This is a genomic window from Limnohabitans sp. (assembly GCF_038134685.1).
GTDB lineage: Bacteria > Pseudomonadota > Gammaproteobacteria > Burkholderiales > Burkholderiaceae_C > Limnohabitans_A.
The window spans coordinates 1-15,061 of sequence record NZ_JAYPVP010000020.1 but is presented as its reverse complement, the minus strand read 5'-3'; the positions used below and the strand labels follow the sequence as shown (position 1 = coordinate 15,061).

Here is a 15,061-nt window from a genome sequence, read left to right as displayed (position 1 = left end):
GTCAAAACGGTTCAATGGCCAGCACAGCGCAGGCCTGCAAGGCCACAGCACGCGCCGCTTCAGGCGTGGCTGCGGTGATGTTGAGGTGCCCCATCTTGCGGCCCTTTCGGGCAGACAGCTTGCCATACAGGTGCAGATGCGTGCCGGGCAAAGCCAACACGCGGTCCCAGTCAGGGGACTGGCCTTCCAGGCCCCAAAGATCGCCGAGCACATTGAGCATGATGGCCGCCGAATGCTGCCGCGGTTGCGTGAGTGGCAGCCCCGTCAGGGTGCGCACTTGCAACTCAAACTGCGACTGGTCACAGGCGTTCAAGGTGTAGTGTCCGCTGTTGTGCGGACGCGGCGCCATTTCGTTGACCACCAGCTGCCCGCCTTCGAGTACAAAAAACTCCACGCACAGCACGCCCACATATTGCAGACCGTTGGCAATCGCGACAGCAGCGGCCACGGCCTGCTGCGCCAAGGCTGCAGGCACAGCCCCTTCGTACACCTCGGTCACAGCCAGAATACCTTCGCGATGCAGATTGCGCTGCACCGGGAAATGCACGCATTGCCCATCGCGCCCACGCGCCACAATGACCGAGCACTCGTCCTTGAGGGGCAGCATTTTTTCAAGCACACAAGGCACTTGTTTAAACTCGGTCCAGGCGGCCACCAGCTCGGCGCGTGTCTTCACACGCACCTGGCCTTTGCCGTCGTAGCCCAAGCGTGCTGTTTTCAAAATGCCCGGCAACAAATCGTCGGCCACAGCCGCCAGCTGCACCTCGGTTTCGATCACCGCATGCGGGGCCACCGGCACGCCGCACTTCACAAAATGCGCCTTCTCTGCGGCGCGGTCCTGCGCAATCGCCACAGCGTCGGCTGCAGGTGCGACAAAGCGGTGCGCGCCCAACGTCAGCAAGGCCGGTGCAGGGACGTTTTCAAATTCGGTGGTGATGGCGGTGCAACGCTGCATCAACTGGGCCAGGCCCTGCTCGTCCAGATAGTCGGTCTGGATGTGGTGGTGGCTCACCAGGCCCGCAGGACTGGCCGGATCGGGGTCGAGCACCGCCGTGTAGTAGCCCATGGCCTGCGCGGCATGCACAAACATGCGCCCCAGCTGGCCACCGCCCATCACCCCCAGCGTGGCGGGCTGGCCGTTGACGATGCTGCCAGGAAGGACAGCACTCATTTCGACTCCACAGGTGGCAAGGTCATGGCCCGTGCGGCAGTGGTTTGCTCGGCGCGGAAGGCTTCGAGCTTGGCGCGCAAGACAGCGTCATGGTTGGCCAGCAGGGCCACGGCAAACAAGGCCGCATTGGCCGCACCCGCCTGACCAATGGCAAAGGTGGCCACCGGCACGCCCTTGGGCATCTGCACGATGCTGTGCAGCGAGTCCACACCCGACAGGGCCTTGGTCTGCACCGGCACACCCAGCACCGGCACCACGGTTTTGGCGGCGATCATGCCCGGCAGGTGGGCCGCGCCCCCCGCGCCTGCAATGATGGCCTGCAGGCCACGACCCGCGGCGGCCTCGGCGTAGGCGAACATATCGTCAGGCATGCGGTGCGCAGAAACCACGCGTGCCTCGTGAGGGATGCCAAACTGTTGGAGAATCTGGACTGCGTGTTGCATGGTCTCCCAGTCGGAACTGGAGCCCATGACCACGCCGATGAGCGCTTGAGTCATTGGGTGCTTTTCGTTGTCAAGCTTGAATTTTAAGGTTTCCACCCACAACTGGGCGGAGATTCACACACAAGAGCGCCATGAACGTCACGATTGAAAACTTTGAAGCCGAGGTGGTTGCCGCCTCCATGTCCACCCCAGTGCTGGTGGATTTTTGGGCGCCCTGGTGCGGTCCCTGCAAGTCCCTGGGCCCGGTGCTCGAAAAACTGGAGGCCGATTACGGTGGCCGCTTCAAGCTCGCCAAGATCAATTCCGACGAGCAGCAGGAGCTGGCTGGCGCTTTTGGCATCCGCAGCATTCCCACCTGCGTGCTCATGATGGGCGGCAAGCCGGTGGACGGCTTCATGGGCGCCCTGCCCGAGGGCCAGGTGCGCCAGTTCCTGGACAAACACGTGCCCAGCGAAGACGCCCTGCAAGCGCACGCCGCCGCTGAAGATGCGCAAGAACACCTGGCCGCAGGCGACGCCCAAAGCGCCCGCACGGCACTTGAACAAGCCCTGGCCACTGACCCCGGCAACGACGATGCCCGCTTTGACCTGGTGCAACTGCTGATCAGCGAAGGCGAACTGGCTGAAGCCGCCGCCTTGCTGGCACCTGCGCTGGGCCGCATTCCTGCTTCGCAACGCTTTGAAGCCCTGCAACAATGGCTTCTGGCTCTGGAGTTTGTGACCACCGACCCGCGCGGTCAATGGACGCTGGACAAGTTTGACGACCTGATCGGCCAGAACAAACGCGACTTTGAAACCCGCCTGGCCAAGAGCCGTGTACTGATGGCCGCAGGCGAGTGGACCGCAGCCATGGATGAGCTGCTCGAAATCATCATGCGCGACAAAAAGTGGGCCGACGAAACTCCGCGCAAAACCGTGGTCGCCATTCTCGAATTGCTCAGTCCTCCGCCCGCCAAACCCGACCCCGCATTGGCTGGCAAAACCGCGGGGGGCATCGAGCTGACCAGCCAAAGCACTTCGGCGCAAGATCCTCAGGCGGCGTTGGTCTCCGGCTACCGTCGCAAATTGAGCATGGCGCTCAACTGAGCAGCGCTTAGTCCACCAGGCGCTGCAGAGCCTCGCGGTACTTGGCTGCCGTGTGTTCGATCACCTCTTTGGGCAGACGTGGCGCGGGCGGCGTCTTGTCCCAGGGCTTGCCCGCCACTTGCGCGGTCTCGAGCCAGTCGCGCAGGAACTGCTTGTCGAAGCTGGGCGGGTTGCTGCCTTCGGCGTAGCTATCGGCAGGCCAATAGCGCGAGGAGTCAGGTGTCAGCACCTCGTCCATCAGCACCAAAGTGCCGTCGGCGTCCAGACCAAACTCGAACTTGGTGTCGGCAATGATGATGCCTTTTTTCGCCGCGATCTCGCTCGCGGCCACGTACAAGCGGATGGAGATGTCGCGGATGCGGGTGGCCAAGTCGGCGCCAATCATCTCCACCGTACGCTCAAAGGTGATGTTTTCGTCGTGCTCACCCACCGCCGCTTTGGCTGCCGGGGTGTAGATCGGCTGGGGCAGCTTGCTCGCGTTCTTCAGCCCCTCGGGCAGCGGCACGCCACACACCGAACGACTGTCCTGGTACTCTTTCCAGCCACTACCAGCCAGATAGCCTCGCACCACAGCCTCCACCGGTATCGGCTTGAGGCGCTTGACCAGCATGGAGCGGCCTGTGACTTGCGGCACCTCATCGGCACTGACCACGCTCTCAGGCGCATCGCCGGTCAGGTGAATGGGACAAATGTTCAGACCCTTGGGGCCCAGTTGGTCAAACCAGAACAGCGCCATCTGCGTGAGCAGCTCGCCCTTGCCGGGGATGGGTTCACCCATGATCACGTCAAACGCACTGATGCGGTCAGACGCCACCATCAGGATGCGGTCGTCACTTACGGCGTAGTTATCGCGCACCTTGCCGCGCGCCAACAAAGGCAAGGAAGTCAGAGCCGAGGTGTGAAGGGCAGAAGTCATAGCAATAAAGCAATCAATATAAAAGGCCCGCTGAACGTTCAACGGGCCCTCTATTGTAGAAGCGGCCTCCGGTCGCTCCTGTCAGGAAAAACTCAGTTCACCACCTGGGCCAATTCGCCGGCAGCATACTTGCCAGCCATCACGCTCAGGCTCATACCCTTGATCTTCGCACCCTGACCTTCGCAACCGAACTCCAGATAACGCTGTTTGCAAATCGCTTGGGCCGCGGCACGGGCAGGCTTGAGCCACTCACGGGCGTCGAATTTATCCGGATTCTCGACCAGGAATTTGCGACAAGCGGCCGTCATGGCCAGACGGATGTCGGTGTCGATGTTGATCTTGCGCACGCCGTACTTGATGGCTTCCTGGATTTCCTCGACAGGCACGCCATAGGTTTACTTCATCTGCCCGCCATACTGGTTGATCAAGGCCAGCAGTTCCTGCGGCACACTTGACGAGCCGTGCATGACCAAGTGAGTGTTGGGAATGCGGGCGTGGATTTCCTTGACGCGCGAGATCGCCAGGATGTCGCCTGTGGGTTTGCGGCTGAACTTGTAGGCGCCGTGGCTGGTGCCAATGGCAATCGCCAGTGCGTCCAGTTGCGTGGCCTTGACGAACACAGCCGCTTCTTCGGGGTCGGTCAGCATCTGGCTGTGGTCGAGTTTGCCCACAGCGCCAATGCCATCTTCTTCACCCGCATCACCGGTTTCCAGATTGCCCAGGCAGCCCAACTCGCCTTCGACGGTGGCGCCAATTTTGTGGGCCATGTCGACGACGGTCTTGGTCACATTCACGTTGTAGTCAAAACTTGACGGCGTTTTGCCATCTTCCATCAGGGAGCCGTCCATCATGACCGAGCCAAAGCCAAGGTCGAGCGCGCCCTGGCAGATTTTGGGGCTGGTGCCGTGATCCTGGTGCATGACCAGCGGAATGTGGGGCCACTGCTCGGCGGCGGCCTGGATCAGGTGCTTGATGAACGGCTCACCGGCGTATTTGCGGGCACCAGCGCTGGCCTGCAGGATCACCGGTGCGCCCACCTCATCAGCGGCCTGCATGACGGCCTGAACCTGCTCCAGATTGTTGACGTTGAAGGCTGGAATGCCGTAGCCATTGGCGGCTGCGTGGTCCAGCAGTTCGCGCATCGAGACGAGTGCCATGGTGAAGTTCCCCGGAAGTTGAAAATCTGTAAGGCCGGCGATGTAATCGGCTGGTAACTGTGATGAATTCTATCGAGATGCGGCTGACATCGGACTGAACCCGCTCATGACCACTATGATGCAGCCCATGCAACACACCCCCACCTTGCGCACCTGCTGGACCTGGACACTGGCCCTGGGGCTGGCCATCGTCGCCTGGGATGCGAGCGGACTGGATCTGCCCATCGCCCAGTGGTTTGGCACCCCGGAGGGGTTCAGCCTGCGCGACAACTTCTGGCTCAGCGCGGTTTTGCATGAAGGTGCTCGCAAGGCAGGCTGGATGGTGCTGTTGGCACTTGCTGTGGTGCTGTGGCGTCCCGTCGGCCCGTTCGGAGGGCTGCATCGCCTGAGCCGAGGTGAGCGCTGGGGGTTGTGGCTGTCGATTGTGGCCGCCATTCTTGCCGTGTCGCTGATCAAAGGGATGAGCCACACCAGCTGCCCATGGGATCTGCAGGCCTTTGGTGGCACCCTGCCGCTGGTCTCGCACTGGGACTTTGGCCTGCGCGATGGTGGCGGAGGCCATTGCTTCCCGGCTGGCCATGCCTCTACAGGTTTTGCCTTTATGGCGGGTGGGTTCTGGTTGTGGCCCCATCAACGCAACGCCGCCCGGTACTGGTGGACCCTCAGCGGTCTGAGCGGACTGGTGCTGGGCCTGGTGCAACAGGTAAGGGGGGCGCACTTCACCAGCCACACCCTCTGGACAGCATGGATTTGCTGGAGCGTGGGCCTGTTGTGCTTCAGCCTGTATCAGCGCCTCAGCTCACGCGGCAAATCTTGAGCATGTTGGTGCCCCCCGGCGCACCCATGGGCTCGCCGCAGGTGATGGCGTAGACATCGCCGGTGCTGACGATGTTGCGCTTTTTCAGGTGCCCTTCGGCCTGCGTGAGCGCCGTGTCGCGGTCGGCGCTGGTGTCCATCAGCAACGGACGCACATTGCGGTAAAGCGCCATCTTGCGCTGGGAAGACACCTTGGTGGTCAGCGCGTATATCGGGATGTGCACGCGGTGGCGGCTCATCCACAACGCGGTCGAGCCCGACTCGGTCAACGCCACAATCGCTTTGGCAGCCATATGGTGAGCGGTGAACAGTGCGCCCATGGCGATCGTCTGGTCGATGCGGTCAAAGGTCTGGCCCATGAAGTCGGCGTCCAGCTCCACATGCTCGGCGCTTTCGGCGGCTTCACAGATCTTGGCCATTTCCTGCACCGTCTCCAGCGGGAACTTGCCAGCTGCCGTTTCGGCGCTGAGCATGACAGCATCAGTGCCGTCCAGCACGGCGTTGGCCACATCACTCACCTCGGCGCGGGTGGGCACCGGGTTGGTGATCATGCTTTCCATCATCTGGGTGGCGGTGATCACCACCTTGTCATGCACCTTGGCCAGCTTGATCATGCGTTTTTGCAGCGCCGGCACTGCCGCATTGCCCACTTCAACAGCCAGGTCGCCCCGTGCCACCATGATGCCGTCGCTGGCCAGCAGAATTTCTTCCAGGCGCGGAATAGCCTCTGCGCGCTCGATCTTGGCGATCAGGCCTGGCTTGTGGCCATGCTCGGCACCGGCCACATTGCACAGCTGGCGGGCCATTTCCATGTCGGTCGCGTTCTTGGGAAAGCTCACCGCCACGTAGTCGGCCTTCAGGCCCATGGCGGTCTTGATGTCTTCCATGTCCTTGGCCGTCAGGGCGGGCGCAGTCAAACCGCCGCCCTGCTTGTTGATCCCTTTGTTATTGGACAACTCTCCGCCCAATTTGACGGTGGTATGCACCGCCTCGCCCTTGACGGCATCGACCGTCAGCACGATCAGACCATCGTTGAGCAACAGCACATCGCCAGCCTTCACATCGCGGGGCAACTCTTTGTAGTCCAGGCCCACGCCGTTGATGTCACCGGGCTCGGTACGCGAAGCGTCGAGCACGAATTTGGCACCCGGCTCCAGCATGACCTTGCCCTCAGCAAACTTGCCCACGCGGATTTTGGGGCCCTGCAGGTCGGCCATGATGGCGACTTCGCGGCCAGCGCGCTGGCCAGCTTCACGCACCAGGTTGGCGCGATCAATGTGGTCCTGCGCCTTGCCGTGGCTGAAATTGAGGCGAACCACATTCACGCCTGCCCGAATCATGGCTTCGAGCATTTCCAGCGTGCTGGATGCCGGGCCCAGGGTGGCAACGATTTTGGTGGCGCGAAGCGACATGAACAGTCTCCTTGTAACTTGGTTTCAATTTTCCCATCAATTGGGTTACATCCCCAGAACAATCTGCACAGCCCGTTCAATACTTCTTAAGTATCTGTTCAACCCTGCAGATCCGCCCGCGATTGATCCTTGTCAGTGCGAGGAAACCCTTAGCCGCATAAAATTGTGGGGTCGGCGAGTTTCTTGCCTCATTTACCTGTGTACACATGTCTGACCAACCGATTGCCATTGACCAGCCCATGCCCCACCGAAAGGTGATCCGTGAGTGGCTGATTCCACTGTCGCAACGCACCACGCTGCGCGCTTTTGTGTTGCTGGCGTTTGATTACGCCCTGTTCTTCGCCTTGATCACCGGCACCATCGCTTTGGACGCCATCTGGGCCAAGCTGCTGTGCGGCATGGCCGCTGGCTTCGTGATCGGACGCCTGTTCATCATCGGTCACGACGCCTGCCACCAGAGCCTGACGCCGCACCGCGAGCTCAACAAGGTACTTGGCCGCATCGCGTTTTTGCCTTCCATCACACCCTACAGTCTGTGGGACACCGGCCACAACGTGGTGCACCATGGCTACACCAACCTCAAGGGTGTGGACTTTGTGTGGGAACCTTTGACGGCTGACGAGTTTGCCGCCCTCTCACCCATGCAACGCCTGCTGCAACGCGCCTACCGTAGCGGATGGGCACCCGGCCTGTACTACATGATCGAGATCTGGTGGAAACGCGAGTTCTTCCCGAACAAGAAGCACATGCCGACCCGTCGCCCGATTTTCTTCAAGGACAGCATGCTGGTGTCCGTGTTTGGCGCCCTGTGGATTGCCGCCATCACTGCTGCCGCCATCGCCACCGAACAGTCCGTGGCCTTGAGTTTGCTGATGGGCGTCGCCATTCCCTTCTTCTTCTGGAACAGCATGATCGGCTTTGTGGTCTATGTCCACCACACTCACGTCAAGTCGTCCTGGCACGCCAACAAGGCCGCCTGGAGCGCTGCTGCACCTTTCGTGTCCACAACAGTGCACCTGACGTTCCCGTTCAACATCGGCGCCCTGATGCACCACATCATGGAGCACACCGCTCACCACGTGGACATGAGCGTGCCCCTGTACCGCCTGAAAAAAGCCCAGGCCAAACTCGAAGAAATGCTGCCCGGTCGCATCATCATTCAGGAGTTCTCCTGGAAGTGGTACTTTGACACCGCCAAGGCCTGCAAGCTGTATGACTTCGGCCGCGAGTGCTGGACCGACTTCAAAGGCAAAATGACCAGCCCCGTGCGCGGCAACCTGCCCCAGGTCAAAGCGGCTTAAGCGAAGACCGCCCCAGCCAACAAAAAGCCCCGCAGCGCAAGCTGTCGGGGCTTTTCTTGTTTAGCCTGCCGCGCGCTTGGTCAGGATCTCAAACGCGGGCAGAGTCTTGCCTTCGAGCACTTCCAGGAATGCGCCCCCGCCAGTGGAGATGTAACCCACCTGCTTGTCGATGCCGTACTTGGCAATCGCCGCCAGCGTGTCGCCACCGCCTGCAATGCTGAAGGCGCTGGACTCGGCAATCGCTTTGGCGATTTCTTTGGTGCCGTTGGCAAACTGATCAAACTCGAACACGCCCACCGGGCCGTTCCAGACAATGGTGCCAGCCTGCTTGAGCTGGGCCGCCAGCTTGGCTGCCGTCTCCGGGCCAATGTCCAGGATCATGTCATCGTCTGCCACCTCGGTGGCTTTCTTGACGGTGGCTGCTGCCGTGGGGCTGAACTCTTTGGCGCAGACCACATCGGTGGGGATCGGCACCTCGGCACCACGGGCTTTCATGGCCTCGATCACGGCTTTGGCCTCGCCCACCAGGTCGGCTTCGGCCAGGCTCTTGCCGATCTTCAGGCCTGCAGCGAGCATGAAGGTGTTGGCAATGCCGCCACCCACAATGAGTTGATCCACATTGTTCGCCAGGCTTTTGAGGATGGTCAGCTTGGTGGACACTTTGGAGCCCGCCACGATGGCGGCCAGGGGGCGTTTGGGGTTGGCCAGGGCCTTGCTGATGGCGTCGATCTCGGCGGCCAGCAGGGGGCCGGCGCAAGCAATGGGGGCGAACTGGGCAATGCCGTAGGTCGTGCCCTCGGCGCGGTGGGCGGTGCCAAAGGCATCGTGCACGAAGATGTCGCACAGCGCGGCCATCTTGCGGGCCAGCTCTTCGTTGTTCTTTTTCTCGCCCTTGTTGACGCGGCAGTTTTCCAGCATGACGATCTGGCCTGGCGCAACCGCCACACCATCGACCCAGCTGGACACCAGGGGAACCTCTCGGCCCAGCAGCTCGCCCATGCGCTTGGCCACGGGGGCCAGAGAGTCCTCGGGTTTGAATTCGCCCTCGGTGGGGCGGCCCAGATGGCTGGTGACCATCACAGCAGCTCCCGCCTTCAACGCCATTTCGATGGCCGGCACGCTGGCGCGGATGCGGGTGTCTTCGGTGATGTTGCCCGCATCGTCTTGCGGCACGTTCAGGTCAGCGCGGATGAACACGCGCTTGCCAGCAACTTGGCCTTGGGCGCACAGGTCGGAAAAACGGATCACTTTCATGGGGCTGCTTCCAGATCAAAATATCTCGCCCATTTTAAGAGTCCACCCTCACCACGGACTGACGCCCTTCAGGTTCGTTCCCCGAACAATCGCAGCCGTGGGCAACTTACCAGCCCAGGCCCAAGTGCAGCGGCAGGTACACGCCCATACCGGCCACAATGGTCCACAAGACATTGCGTTTCCAGAAGAAAACCGCGCCGCCCGCAAAGGCCGCATACAGGCGCGCATCGAGCAGCGTGGTGATGACCTGACCTTGGCTCATGAAGACCTCAGGCGCGATCACGGCCGACAAAGCTGCAATCGGTGCGTATTGCAGCCCTCGCTGGGCCCATCCCGGCAGATGCCAGGGTTTGCTGGACATGAAAAAGAAGCCTCGCGTGACCACCGTCACCACCGTCAGGCCCGCAATCACGAGCATGATCCAGACATCATGGCCCGTCATGCTGCAGCTCCTGTGCGAGGGTGCATTTTTTCAACCGTGAGCGCCAGAATCACCGCCACCGCAATCGCCACCACGATGTTGAGCTTCAACGGCAAGGCAAACGCCACTACAGCTGCCACCGCCGCGACCGCTGCAGCCATGATGCGCAAGCGCGAACTCGCCAGCGAACACTGAATGCCGATCAGACACAAAATGCCGGCAAAACCCAGCCCCCATTGCGTGGGGATGAAATTAGCCAGGGCAATGCCGATCAGGCTGGCCGAAATCCAGCTCAGCCAGTTGCAGAAATAGTTGCCGGTGAACCAAGCCTCCTGCTCCAGCAACACCTCGGGTGTTTTACCCGGATGCGGGTATTGACGCACAAAGAGCACATAGGTGATGTCGCCGGTCAGGTAGGCGTGCCACATGCGCTGCACCAGTGGCAGGTGCATCAGGTAATCGCGCAAATGCAGACTGAACACCACAAAGCGCAGGTTGACGCAAAACGCCGTGGCCAGAATCACCCAGATGGGAGCCCCTGCAATGATCAAGGGTGTGGCGGCCAGCTGCGCGCTGCCGGCAAACACAAAAATGGTCATCGCCACGGCTTCAAAGACGCTCAGGCCGGACTTGACCATGGCCACGCCAGTCATCATGCCCCAGGCGGCGATGCCCGGCGCCTGCGGCAGCAGCGCCCTCAAACCATCCATGAAAGCAGGATGCTGACGTAAACGCACTTGCAAAAACATCATGCAGCCAGCCGTTGCCCAACTTGCAGCGGACAACCCCGCAGGAAATCAGCTGCACTCATGCGCTTGCCCCCGGGACGCTGCAACTGCGTCAGGCACAGCTGCCCTTGTCCACAGGCCACACGCACACCGCTGGCATCGGCTTGCACCACCGTACCCGGCGCAGCGGCCTGGGCTAACGGCTCTGGCGTGACCGCCCAGAGCTTGAGCACTTCGGTCGCGCCGTTGTGAACCAAAGGCACCGTCATGCCGGGGAAGGGGTCAAAAGCACGGATACGACGCGCCAGCACCTCGGCGGGCAAAGCCCAGTCCAGCGCGGCCTCGGCTTTTTCGATCTTGTGCGCGTAAGTGATGCCTTCGGTCGGTTGGGGCGTAGGCACCAGCGCATCGGGCTGCGCCAGCGCCTGAACAATGCACTCACCGCCCATGGCGGCGAGCTGGTCGTGCAAGGTGGCAGTCGTTGCATCAGGTGCAATCGGCATGCTGCGCACCAGCAGCATATCGCCCGTGTCCAGCCCGGCGTCCATCTGCATGATGGTGATGCCGGTCTCGGCATCACCGGCTTCAATCGCGCGGTGAATCGGCGCCGCCCCGCGCCAGCGCGGCAGCAAGGAGGCGTGAATATTGAGGCAACCTCTGGGCGGCAAATCCAGCGTCCATTGCGGCAGGATCAGGCCATAAGCGGCCACCACCATGCACTCGGCATTCGCAGCCAGCAAGGCCTCGCGAGCCGCTGCGGCCTCCTCGGGGTATTTGCCGTCCAGGCGCAGACTGCGTGGTTGCTGCACGGGCACGCCATGCTCAAGCGCCCACTGCTTGACGGGCGAGGCCTGCAGCTTCATGCCACGCCCTGCCGGGCGATCGGGTTGGGTCAGCACCAACGCAATGTCGTGGCCTGCTGCGTGCAGCGCCACCATGGCCTCGCGAGCAAATTCGGGGGTTCCCGCAAAAACAATTTTCAAGCGCGCTCCTGCGTTCAGCGCTGATCGTCACGCAAGGACTTGGCCAGCTTGGTCTTGATGCGACCGAGCTTGAGCGGCGAGAGGTACTCCACAAACACCTTGCCCATGAGGTGGTCCATTTCGTGCTGGATGCAAATGGCCAGCAGGCCCTCGGCTTCGATGGTTTGTGGCTTGCCATCGCGGTCCAGCGCGCTGACTTTGACGGCCGTGGAGCGTTCCACACCATCGTAAATACCGGGCACGGAGAGGCAACCTTCGTCGCCCTTGACGCGCTCGTCGCTGGCCCACAGCAATTCGGGGTTGATCAGCACCAGCGGCTTGTCGCGCTCCTCGGAGGTATCGATGACCACCACACGCTCGTGCACATCAATCTGCGTCGCCGCCAGACCAATGCCATTGGCGTGATACATGGTCTCAAACATGTCGTCGAGCAAGGTTTGAATGCGCGCATCCACAGCCTGCACGGGCTTGGCCACCGTGTGCAGACGTGGGTCGGGGAAACGAAGAATGGGAAGCAGTGCCATGGTGCTTATTTTCGCAGACCTTGAAAACCTTGTTCGTCTGTCGTCTTGCCGCCGCGGTGGTTTTCACCCAGAATGGGCCCACAGAGTCCTCAAGGACCACGACAGGGAGAACACATGCTGACCGACCACGACGAACTGGGCGCCTGGCTGCGCCTGCTGCAAACACCGGGCATCGGACCGGAAACCGCACGCAAGCTGATGGCCGCCTTGGGGCCGCCGCAGACCATCTGGCAATGCAGTCACAGCGACTGGGCCAGGGTGGTGAGCGCACGCATCGCACTGGCCATGGCGCAGGAGCCCGATGAACTTCAGCCCTTGCTGCGCAACACGGTGGCCTGGCTGGACGCCGATCCGGCTGGGCGCGCCATCGTCACCCTGGGCGACCCGGACTACCCTGCCGCTTTGCTGGACACCGACGATCCACCCGCGCTGCTCTACGCGATGGGCCAGATCGATCAACTGCGGCAGCTGCAAGCCCATCAGGCACTGGCCATGGTCGGCAGCCGCAACCCCACGCCCCAGGGCAAGCTCAATGCACATGCTTTTGCACGCAACCTGTCTCAGGCGGGGCTGACCATTGTCTCGGGCCTGGCGCTGGGCATTGATGGCGTATCGCACGAGGGCGCTTTGGAGGGTGCAAGCTCAGGGCACATCGCCACCATCGCCGTGGTGGGCACCGGGCTGGACCGCGTTTATCCACGCAGCCACCTGCAACTGGCGCACCGCATTGCGCAGCAAGGCCTGATCCTGTCCGAATACCCGCTGGGCACCCAACCTCGCCCCGAAAACTTTCCGCGCCGCAACCGCATCATTTCGGGCTTGAGCCAAGGCACGCTGGTGGTGGAGGCCGCGCTGGAATCAGGTTCGCTCATCACCGCCAGGCAAGCGCTGGACCAAGGCCGAGAAGTGTTTGCCATTCCAGGCTCCATCCACTCGCCGCAAAGCAAAGGCTGCCACGCGCTCATCCGTCAAGGCGCCAAACTGGTGGAGGCTGCGCAAGATATTCTCGAAGAACTGCACGCGCCCTTTCATACCCAGATGCCACTCACACTGGAGTCCGACACCGAACAGGAAAGCCCCCTGCTGTCGCACCTGGGCCATGACCCGGTCAATCTGGACACCCTGCAAGCACGCACAGGGCTGGACACGCCCCACCTTCAGGCCGAGCTGCTCGACCTTGAACTGGCCGGTCAGGTCGAACGCTTGCCGGGCGGACTCTTCCAGCGGGTGGTGCGGGCCTGAAAAAACAAAAGGCCCCAGCGGGGCCTTTTGCAATTGGAGTGAACCGGTCACACCACAGCGCCGTGGTTTTCGTCGGAAGGGTCACCTTCTTTTTTAACCGCCTTGACCAGGTCTTCGCGTTTGACGCCCAGCCACATGGCAATGGCCGCAGCCACGAACACCGATGAGTAGATGCCAAACAAAATGCCAATGGTCAGGGCCATGGCAAAGTAGTGCAGCGTTTCGCCCCCGAACAGCAGCATGGACAGCACCATGATCTGCGTGGAACCGTGGGTGATGATGGTGCGGCTGATGGTGGAAGTGATCGCGTTGTCGATGATGCCCACCGTGTCCATCTTGCGGTAGCGACGGAAGTTCTCGCGAATGCGGTCGAAAATCACCACCGATTCGTTGACCGAATACCCCAGCACCGCGAGCACCGCCGCCAGCACCGCCAGCGAAAACTCCCACTGGAAGAAGGCGAAGAAGCCCAGGATGATGATCACATCATGCAAGTTGGCAACGATGGCCGAGACCGCAAACTTCCACTCGAAGCGAATCGCCAGGTAAATGACGATGCCCACAACCACAAAGGCCAGCGCCTTGAGGCCGTCAGCTGCCAGTTCATCGCCCACCTGTGGACCCACAAACTCGGTGCGACGCAAGGTCACATCGGGGTTTTGCGCTTTCAGTGCACTGAGCACCTGCTCGCTTTGCTGACCCGAAGTCACGCCTTTTTGAACTGGCAAGCGCAACAACACATCGTTGGCGGTGCCAAAGTTCTGCACCTGCACATCGTTGTAGCCCAGGCCAGAGACCACATCGCGCACTTTGTTGACATCAGCCGGCTGGCTGTAGCTGACCTCCATCAGCGTGCCGCCGGTGAACTCCACCGACAGGTGCAGGCCACGGGTGAACAGGAAGAACACGGCCGCCAGAAACGTCACGAAAGAAACCACGTTGAAGATCAACGCGTGCTTCATGAACGGGATGTCTTTTTTGATCTTGAAGAATTCCATCTCGCAGCCTCCGCTTATTCGCTCTTGTCCACGGCCGTGCCGCCGGCTGGACGCCAGACGGTACCGATCGAGACGGTCTTGAGCTTTTTCTTGCCGCCGTACCAGAGGTTGACCAGGCCACGCGAGAAAAACACCGCAGAGAACATGCTGGTCAAAATACCCAGACAGTGCACCACCGCGAAGCCGCGCACTGGCCCGGAACCAAAAGCCAACAGGGCCACGCCTGCAATCAGGGTGGTGATGTTGGAGTCAAAAATCGTCGCCCAGGCCCGGTCATAACCCGAATGGATGGCCGCTTGCGGGCTCACGCCGCTGCGCAGCTCCTCACGCACGCGCTCGTTGATCAGCACGTTGGAGTCAATCGCCATGCCCAGCGCCAGCGCCATGGCGGCCATGCCTGGCAGCGTCAGTGTGGCCTGCAGCATGGACAGCACTGCCACCAACAGCAGCAGGTTGACCGCCAGCGCCAGGCTGGAGAACAAGCCAAACATCATGTAGTACACGCACATGAAGGCCACGATCACCAGGAAGCCCCAAGTCACGCTGTTAAAGCCCTTGGCAATGTTTTCAGCGCCCAGGCTCGGGCCAATGGTGCGCTCTTCAATGATTT

General features: G+C 61.4%; 15 protein-coding genes and 1 pseudogene. 4 read left to right on the top strand and 12 right to left on the bottom strand.

The window, feature by feature from the left end; all coding sequences use genetic code 11:
* Nucleotide 1: 1 nt before the first annotated feature.
* Nucleotides 2-1,171 carry a 5-(carboxyamino)imidazole ribonucleotide synthase gene (locus AAFM15_RS09170; protein WP_341686415.1) on the bottom strand — a complete coding sequence of 390 codons (1,170 nt, stop codon included), beginning with the start codon at nt 1,169-1,171 and terminating at the stop codon, nt 2-4.
* Nucleotides 1,168-1,668: a 5-(carboxyamino)imidazole ribonucleotide mutase gene (gene purE / locus AAFM15_RS09165; protein WP_341686414.1), complete on the bottom strand. Its 501-nt coding sequence runs from the start codon at nt 1,666-1,668 to the stop codon at nt 1,168-1,170. Before purE ends, AAFM15_RS09170 begins: the two co-directional genes overlap by 4 nt.
* A gap of 77 nt (nt 1,669-1,745) precedes the next feature.
* Between purE and trxA the strand changes: the two genes are divergently transcribed.
* Nucleotides 1,746-2,699 (top strand): thioredoxin, encoded by a 954-nt coding sequence (gene trxA / locus AAFM15_RS09160; protein ID WP_341686413.1) that lies wholly within the window; start codon nt 1,746-1,748, stop codon nt 2,697-2,699.
* Between the two features lie 7 nt (nt 2,700-2,706).
* Here the strand turns inward: trxA and AAFM15_RS09155 are convergent, their stop codons facing one another.
* Together AAFM15_RS09155 and fba are read right to left on the bottom strand one after the other, a co-directional pair.
* A complete protein-coding gene (locus AAFM15_RS09155) occupies nt 2,707-3,615 on the bottom strand; it encodes a phosphoribosylaminoimidazolesuccinocarboxamide synthase (RefSeq protein WP_341686412.1) in 909 nt (302 codons plus the stop codon).
* 92 nt (nt 3,616-3,707) lie between these two features.
* Nucleotides 3,708-4,772, bottom strand: a pseudogene (gene fba / locus AAFM15_RS09150) (class II fructose-bisphosphate aldolase).
* A gap of 106 nt (nt 4,773-4,878) precedes the next feature.
* Here fba and AAFM15_RS09145 point away from each other — a divergent pair.
* Entirely contained in the window at nt 4,879-5,589 is a 711-nt protein-coding gene (locus AAFM15_RS09145; RefSeq protein ID WP_341686411.1) for a phosphatase PAP2 family protein, read from the top strand.
* Here AAFM15_RS09145 and pyk read toward each other — a convergent pair.
* Complete coding sequence (gene pyk, locus AAFM15_RS09140) at nt 5,567-7,000, bottom strand: pyruvate kinase (RefSeq protein ID WP_341686410.1); 1,434 nt, start codon at nt 6,998-7,000, stop codon at nt 5,567-5,569. The two genes, AAFM15_RS09145 and pyk, sit on opposite strands and share 23 nt — an antisense overlap.
* A gap of 206 nt (nt 7,001-7,206) precedes the next feature.
* Between pyk and AAFM15_RS09135 the strand changes: the two genes are divergently transcribed.
* Nucleotides 7,207-8,301 carry a fatty acid desaturase gene (locus AAFM15_RS09135; protein ID WP_341686409.1) on the top strand — a complete coding sequence of 365 codons (1,095 nt, stop codon included), beginning with the start codon at nt 7,207-7,209 and terminating at the stop codon, nt 8,299-8,301.
* Between the two features lie 60 nt (nt 8,302-8,361).
* Here AAFM15_RS09135 and AAFM15_RS09130 read toward each other — a convergent pair whose 3' ends face one another.
* The 5 genes from AAFM15_RS09130 to def form a co-directional block, all read right to left on the bottom strand.
* A complete protein-coding gene (locus AAFM15_RS09130; RefSeq protein WP_341686408.1) occupies nt 8,362-9,555 on the bottom strand; it encodes a phosphoglycerate kinase in 1,194 nt (397 codons plus the stop codon).
* 106 nt (nt 9,556-9,661) lie between these two features.
* Nucleotides 9,662-9,997 carry an AzlD domain-containing protein gene (locus tag AAFM15_RS09125; protein WP_341686407.1) on the bottom strand — a complete coding sequence of 112 codons (336 nt, stop codon included), beginning with the start codon at nt 9,995-9,997 and terminating at the stop codon, nt 9,662-9,664.
* The gene (locus tag AAFM15_RS09120) at nt 9,994-10,725 is read right to left on the bottom strand and encodes an AzlC family ABC transporter permease (protein WP_341686451.1); all 732 of its coding nucleotides are present in this window, start codon (nt 10,723-10,725) and stop codon (nt 9,994-9,996) included. The genes AAFM15_RS09125 and AAFM15_RS09120 overlap by 4 nt, the downstream gene beginning before the upstream one ends.
* The gene (gene fmt / locus AAFM15_RS09115) at nt 10,725-11,687 is read right to left on the bottom strand and encodes a methionyl-tRNA formyltransferase (RefSeq protein WP_341686406.1); all 963 of its coding nucleotides are present in this window, start codon (nt 11,685-11,687) and stop codon (nt 10,725-10,727) included. The genes AAFM15_RS09120 and fmt overlap by 1 nt, the downstream gene beginning before the upstream one ends.
* A gap of 14 nt (nt 11,688-11,701) precedes the next feature.
* The gene (gene def / locus AAFM15_RS09110; RefSeq protein ID WP_341686405.1) at nt 11,702-12,211 is read right to left on the bottom strand and encodes a peptide deformylase; all 510 of its coding nucleotides are present in this window, start codon (nt 12,209-12,211) and stop codon (nt 11,702-11,704) included.
* A gap of 114 nt (nt 12,212-12,325) precedes the next feature.
* Here def and dprA point away from each other — a divergent pair, with 114 nt between their 5' ends.
* Nucleotides 12,326-13,453, top strand: a complete 1,128-nt coding sequence (gene dprA / locus AAFM15_RS09105) for a DNA-processing protein DprA (RefSeq protein WP_341686404.1) — start codon at nt 12,326-12,328, stop codon at nt 13,451-13,453.
* 47 nt (nt 13,454-13,500) lie between these two features.
* Here the strand turns inward: dprA and secF are convergent, their stop codons facing one another.
* Nucleotides 13,501-14,451: a protein translocase subunit SecF gene (secF, locus tag AAFM15_RS09100; protein WP_341686403.1), complete on the bottom strand. Its 951-nt coding sequence runs from the start codon at nt 14,449-14,451 to the stop codon at nt 13,501-13,503.
* Between the two features lie 14 nt (nt 14,452-14,465).
* Nucleotides 14,466-15,061, bottom strand: a 596-nt coding sequence (locus AAFM15_RS09095; RefSeq protein WP_341686402.1) for a SecD/SecF family protein translocase subunit, incomplete at its 5' end; no start/stop codon positions are given.

What these genes read in the sequence shown, in the direction of transcription:
- AAFM15_RS09170 (WP_341686415.1), bottom strand. Translation starts at nt 1,171, where the DNA reads ATGAGTGCTGTCCTTCCTGGCAGCATCGTCAACGGCCAGCCCGCCACG.
- purE (WP_341686414.1), bottom strand. Translation starts at nt 1,668, where the DNA reads ATGACTCAAGCGCTCATCGGCGTGGTCATGGGCTCCAGTTCCGACTGG.
- trxA (WP_341686413.1), top strand. Translation starts at nt 1,746, where the DNA reads ATGAACGTCACGATTGAAAACTTTGAAGCCGAGGTGGTTGCCGCCTCC.
- AAFM15_RS09155 (WP_341686412.1), bottom strand. Translation starts at nt 3,615, where the DNA reads ATGACTTCTGCCCTTCACACCTCGGCTCTGACTTCCTTGCCTTTGTTG.
- AAFM15_RS09145 (WP_341686411.1), top strand. Translation starts at nt 4,879, where the DNA reads ATGACCACTATGATGCAGCCCATGCAACACACCCCCACCTTGCGCACC.
- pyk (WP_341686410.1), bottom strand. Translation starts at nt 7,000, where the DNA reads ATGTCGCTTCGCGCCACCAAAATCGTTGCCACCCTGGGCCCGGCATCC.
- AAFM15_RS09135 (WP_341686409.1), top strand. Translation starts at nt 7,207, where the DNA reads ATGTCTGACCAACCGATTGCCATTGACCAGCCCATGCCCCACCGAAAG.
- AAFM15_RS09130 (WP_341686408.1), bottom strand. Translation starts at nt 9,555, where the DNA reads ATGAAAGTGATCCGTTTTTCCGACCTGTGCGCCCAAGGCCAAGTTGCT.
- AAFM15_RS09125 (WP_341686407.1), bottom strand. Translation starts at nt 9,997, where the DNA reads ATGACGGGCCATGATGTCTGGATCATGCTCGTGATTGCGGGCCTGACG.
- AAFM15_RS09120 (WP_341686451.1), bottom strand. Translation starts at nt 10,725, where the DNA reads ATGTTTTTGCAAGTGCGTTTACGTCAGCATCCTGCTTTCATGGATGGT.
- def (WP_341686405.1), bottom strand. Translation starts at nt 12,211, where the DNA reads ATGGCACTGCTTCCCATTCTTCGTTTCCCCGACCCACGTCTGCACACG.
- dprA (WP_341686404.1), top strand. Translation starts at nt 12,326, where the DNA reads ATGCTGACCGACCACGACGAACTGGGCGCCTGGCTGCGCCTGCTGCAA.
- secF (WP_341686403.1), bottom strand. Translation starts at nt 14,451, where the DNA reads ATGGAATTCTTCAAGATCAAAAAAGACATCCCGTTCATGAAGCACGCG.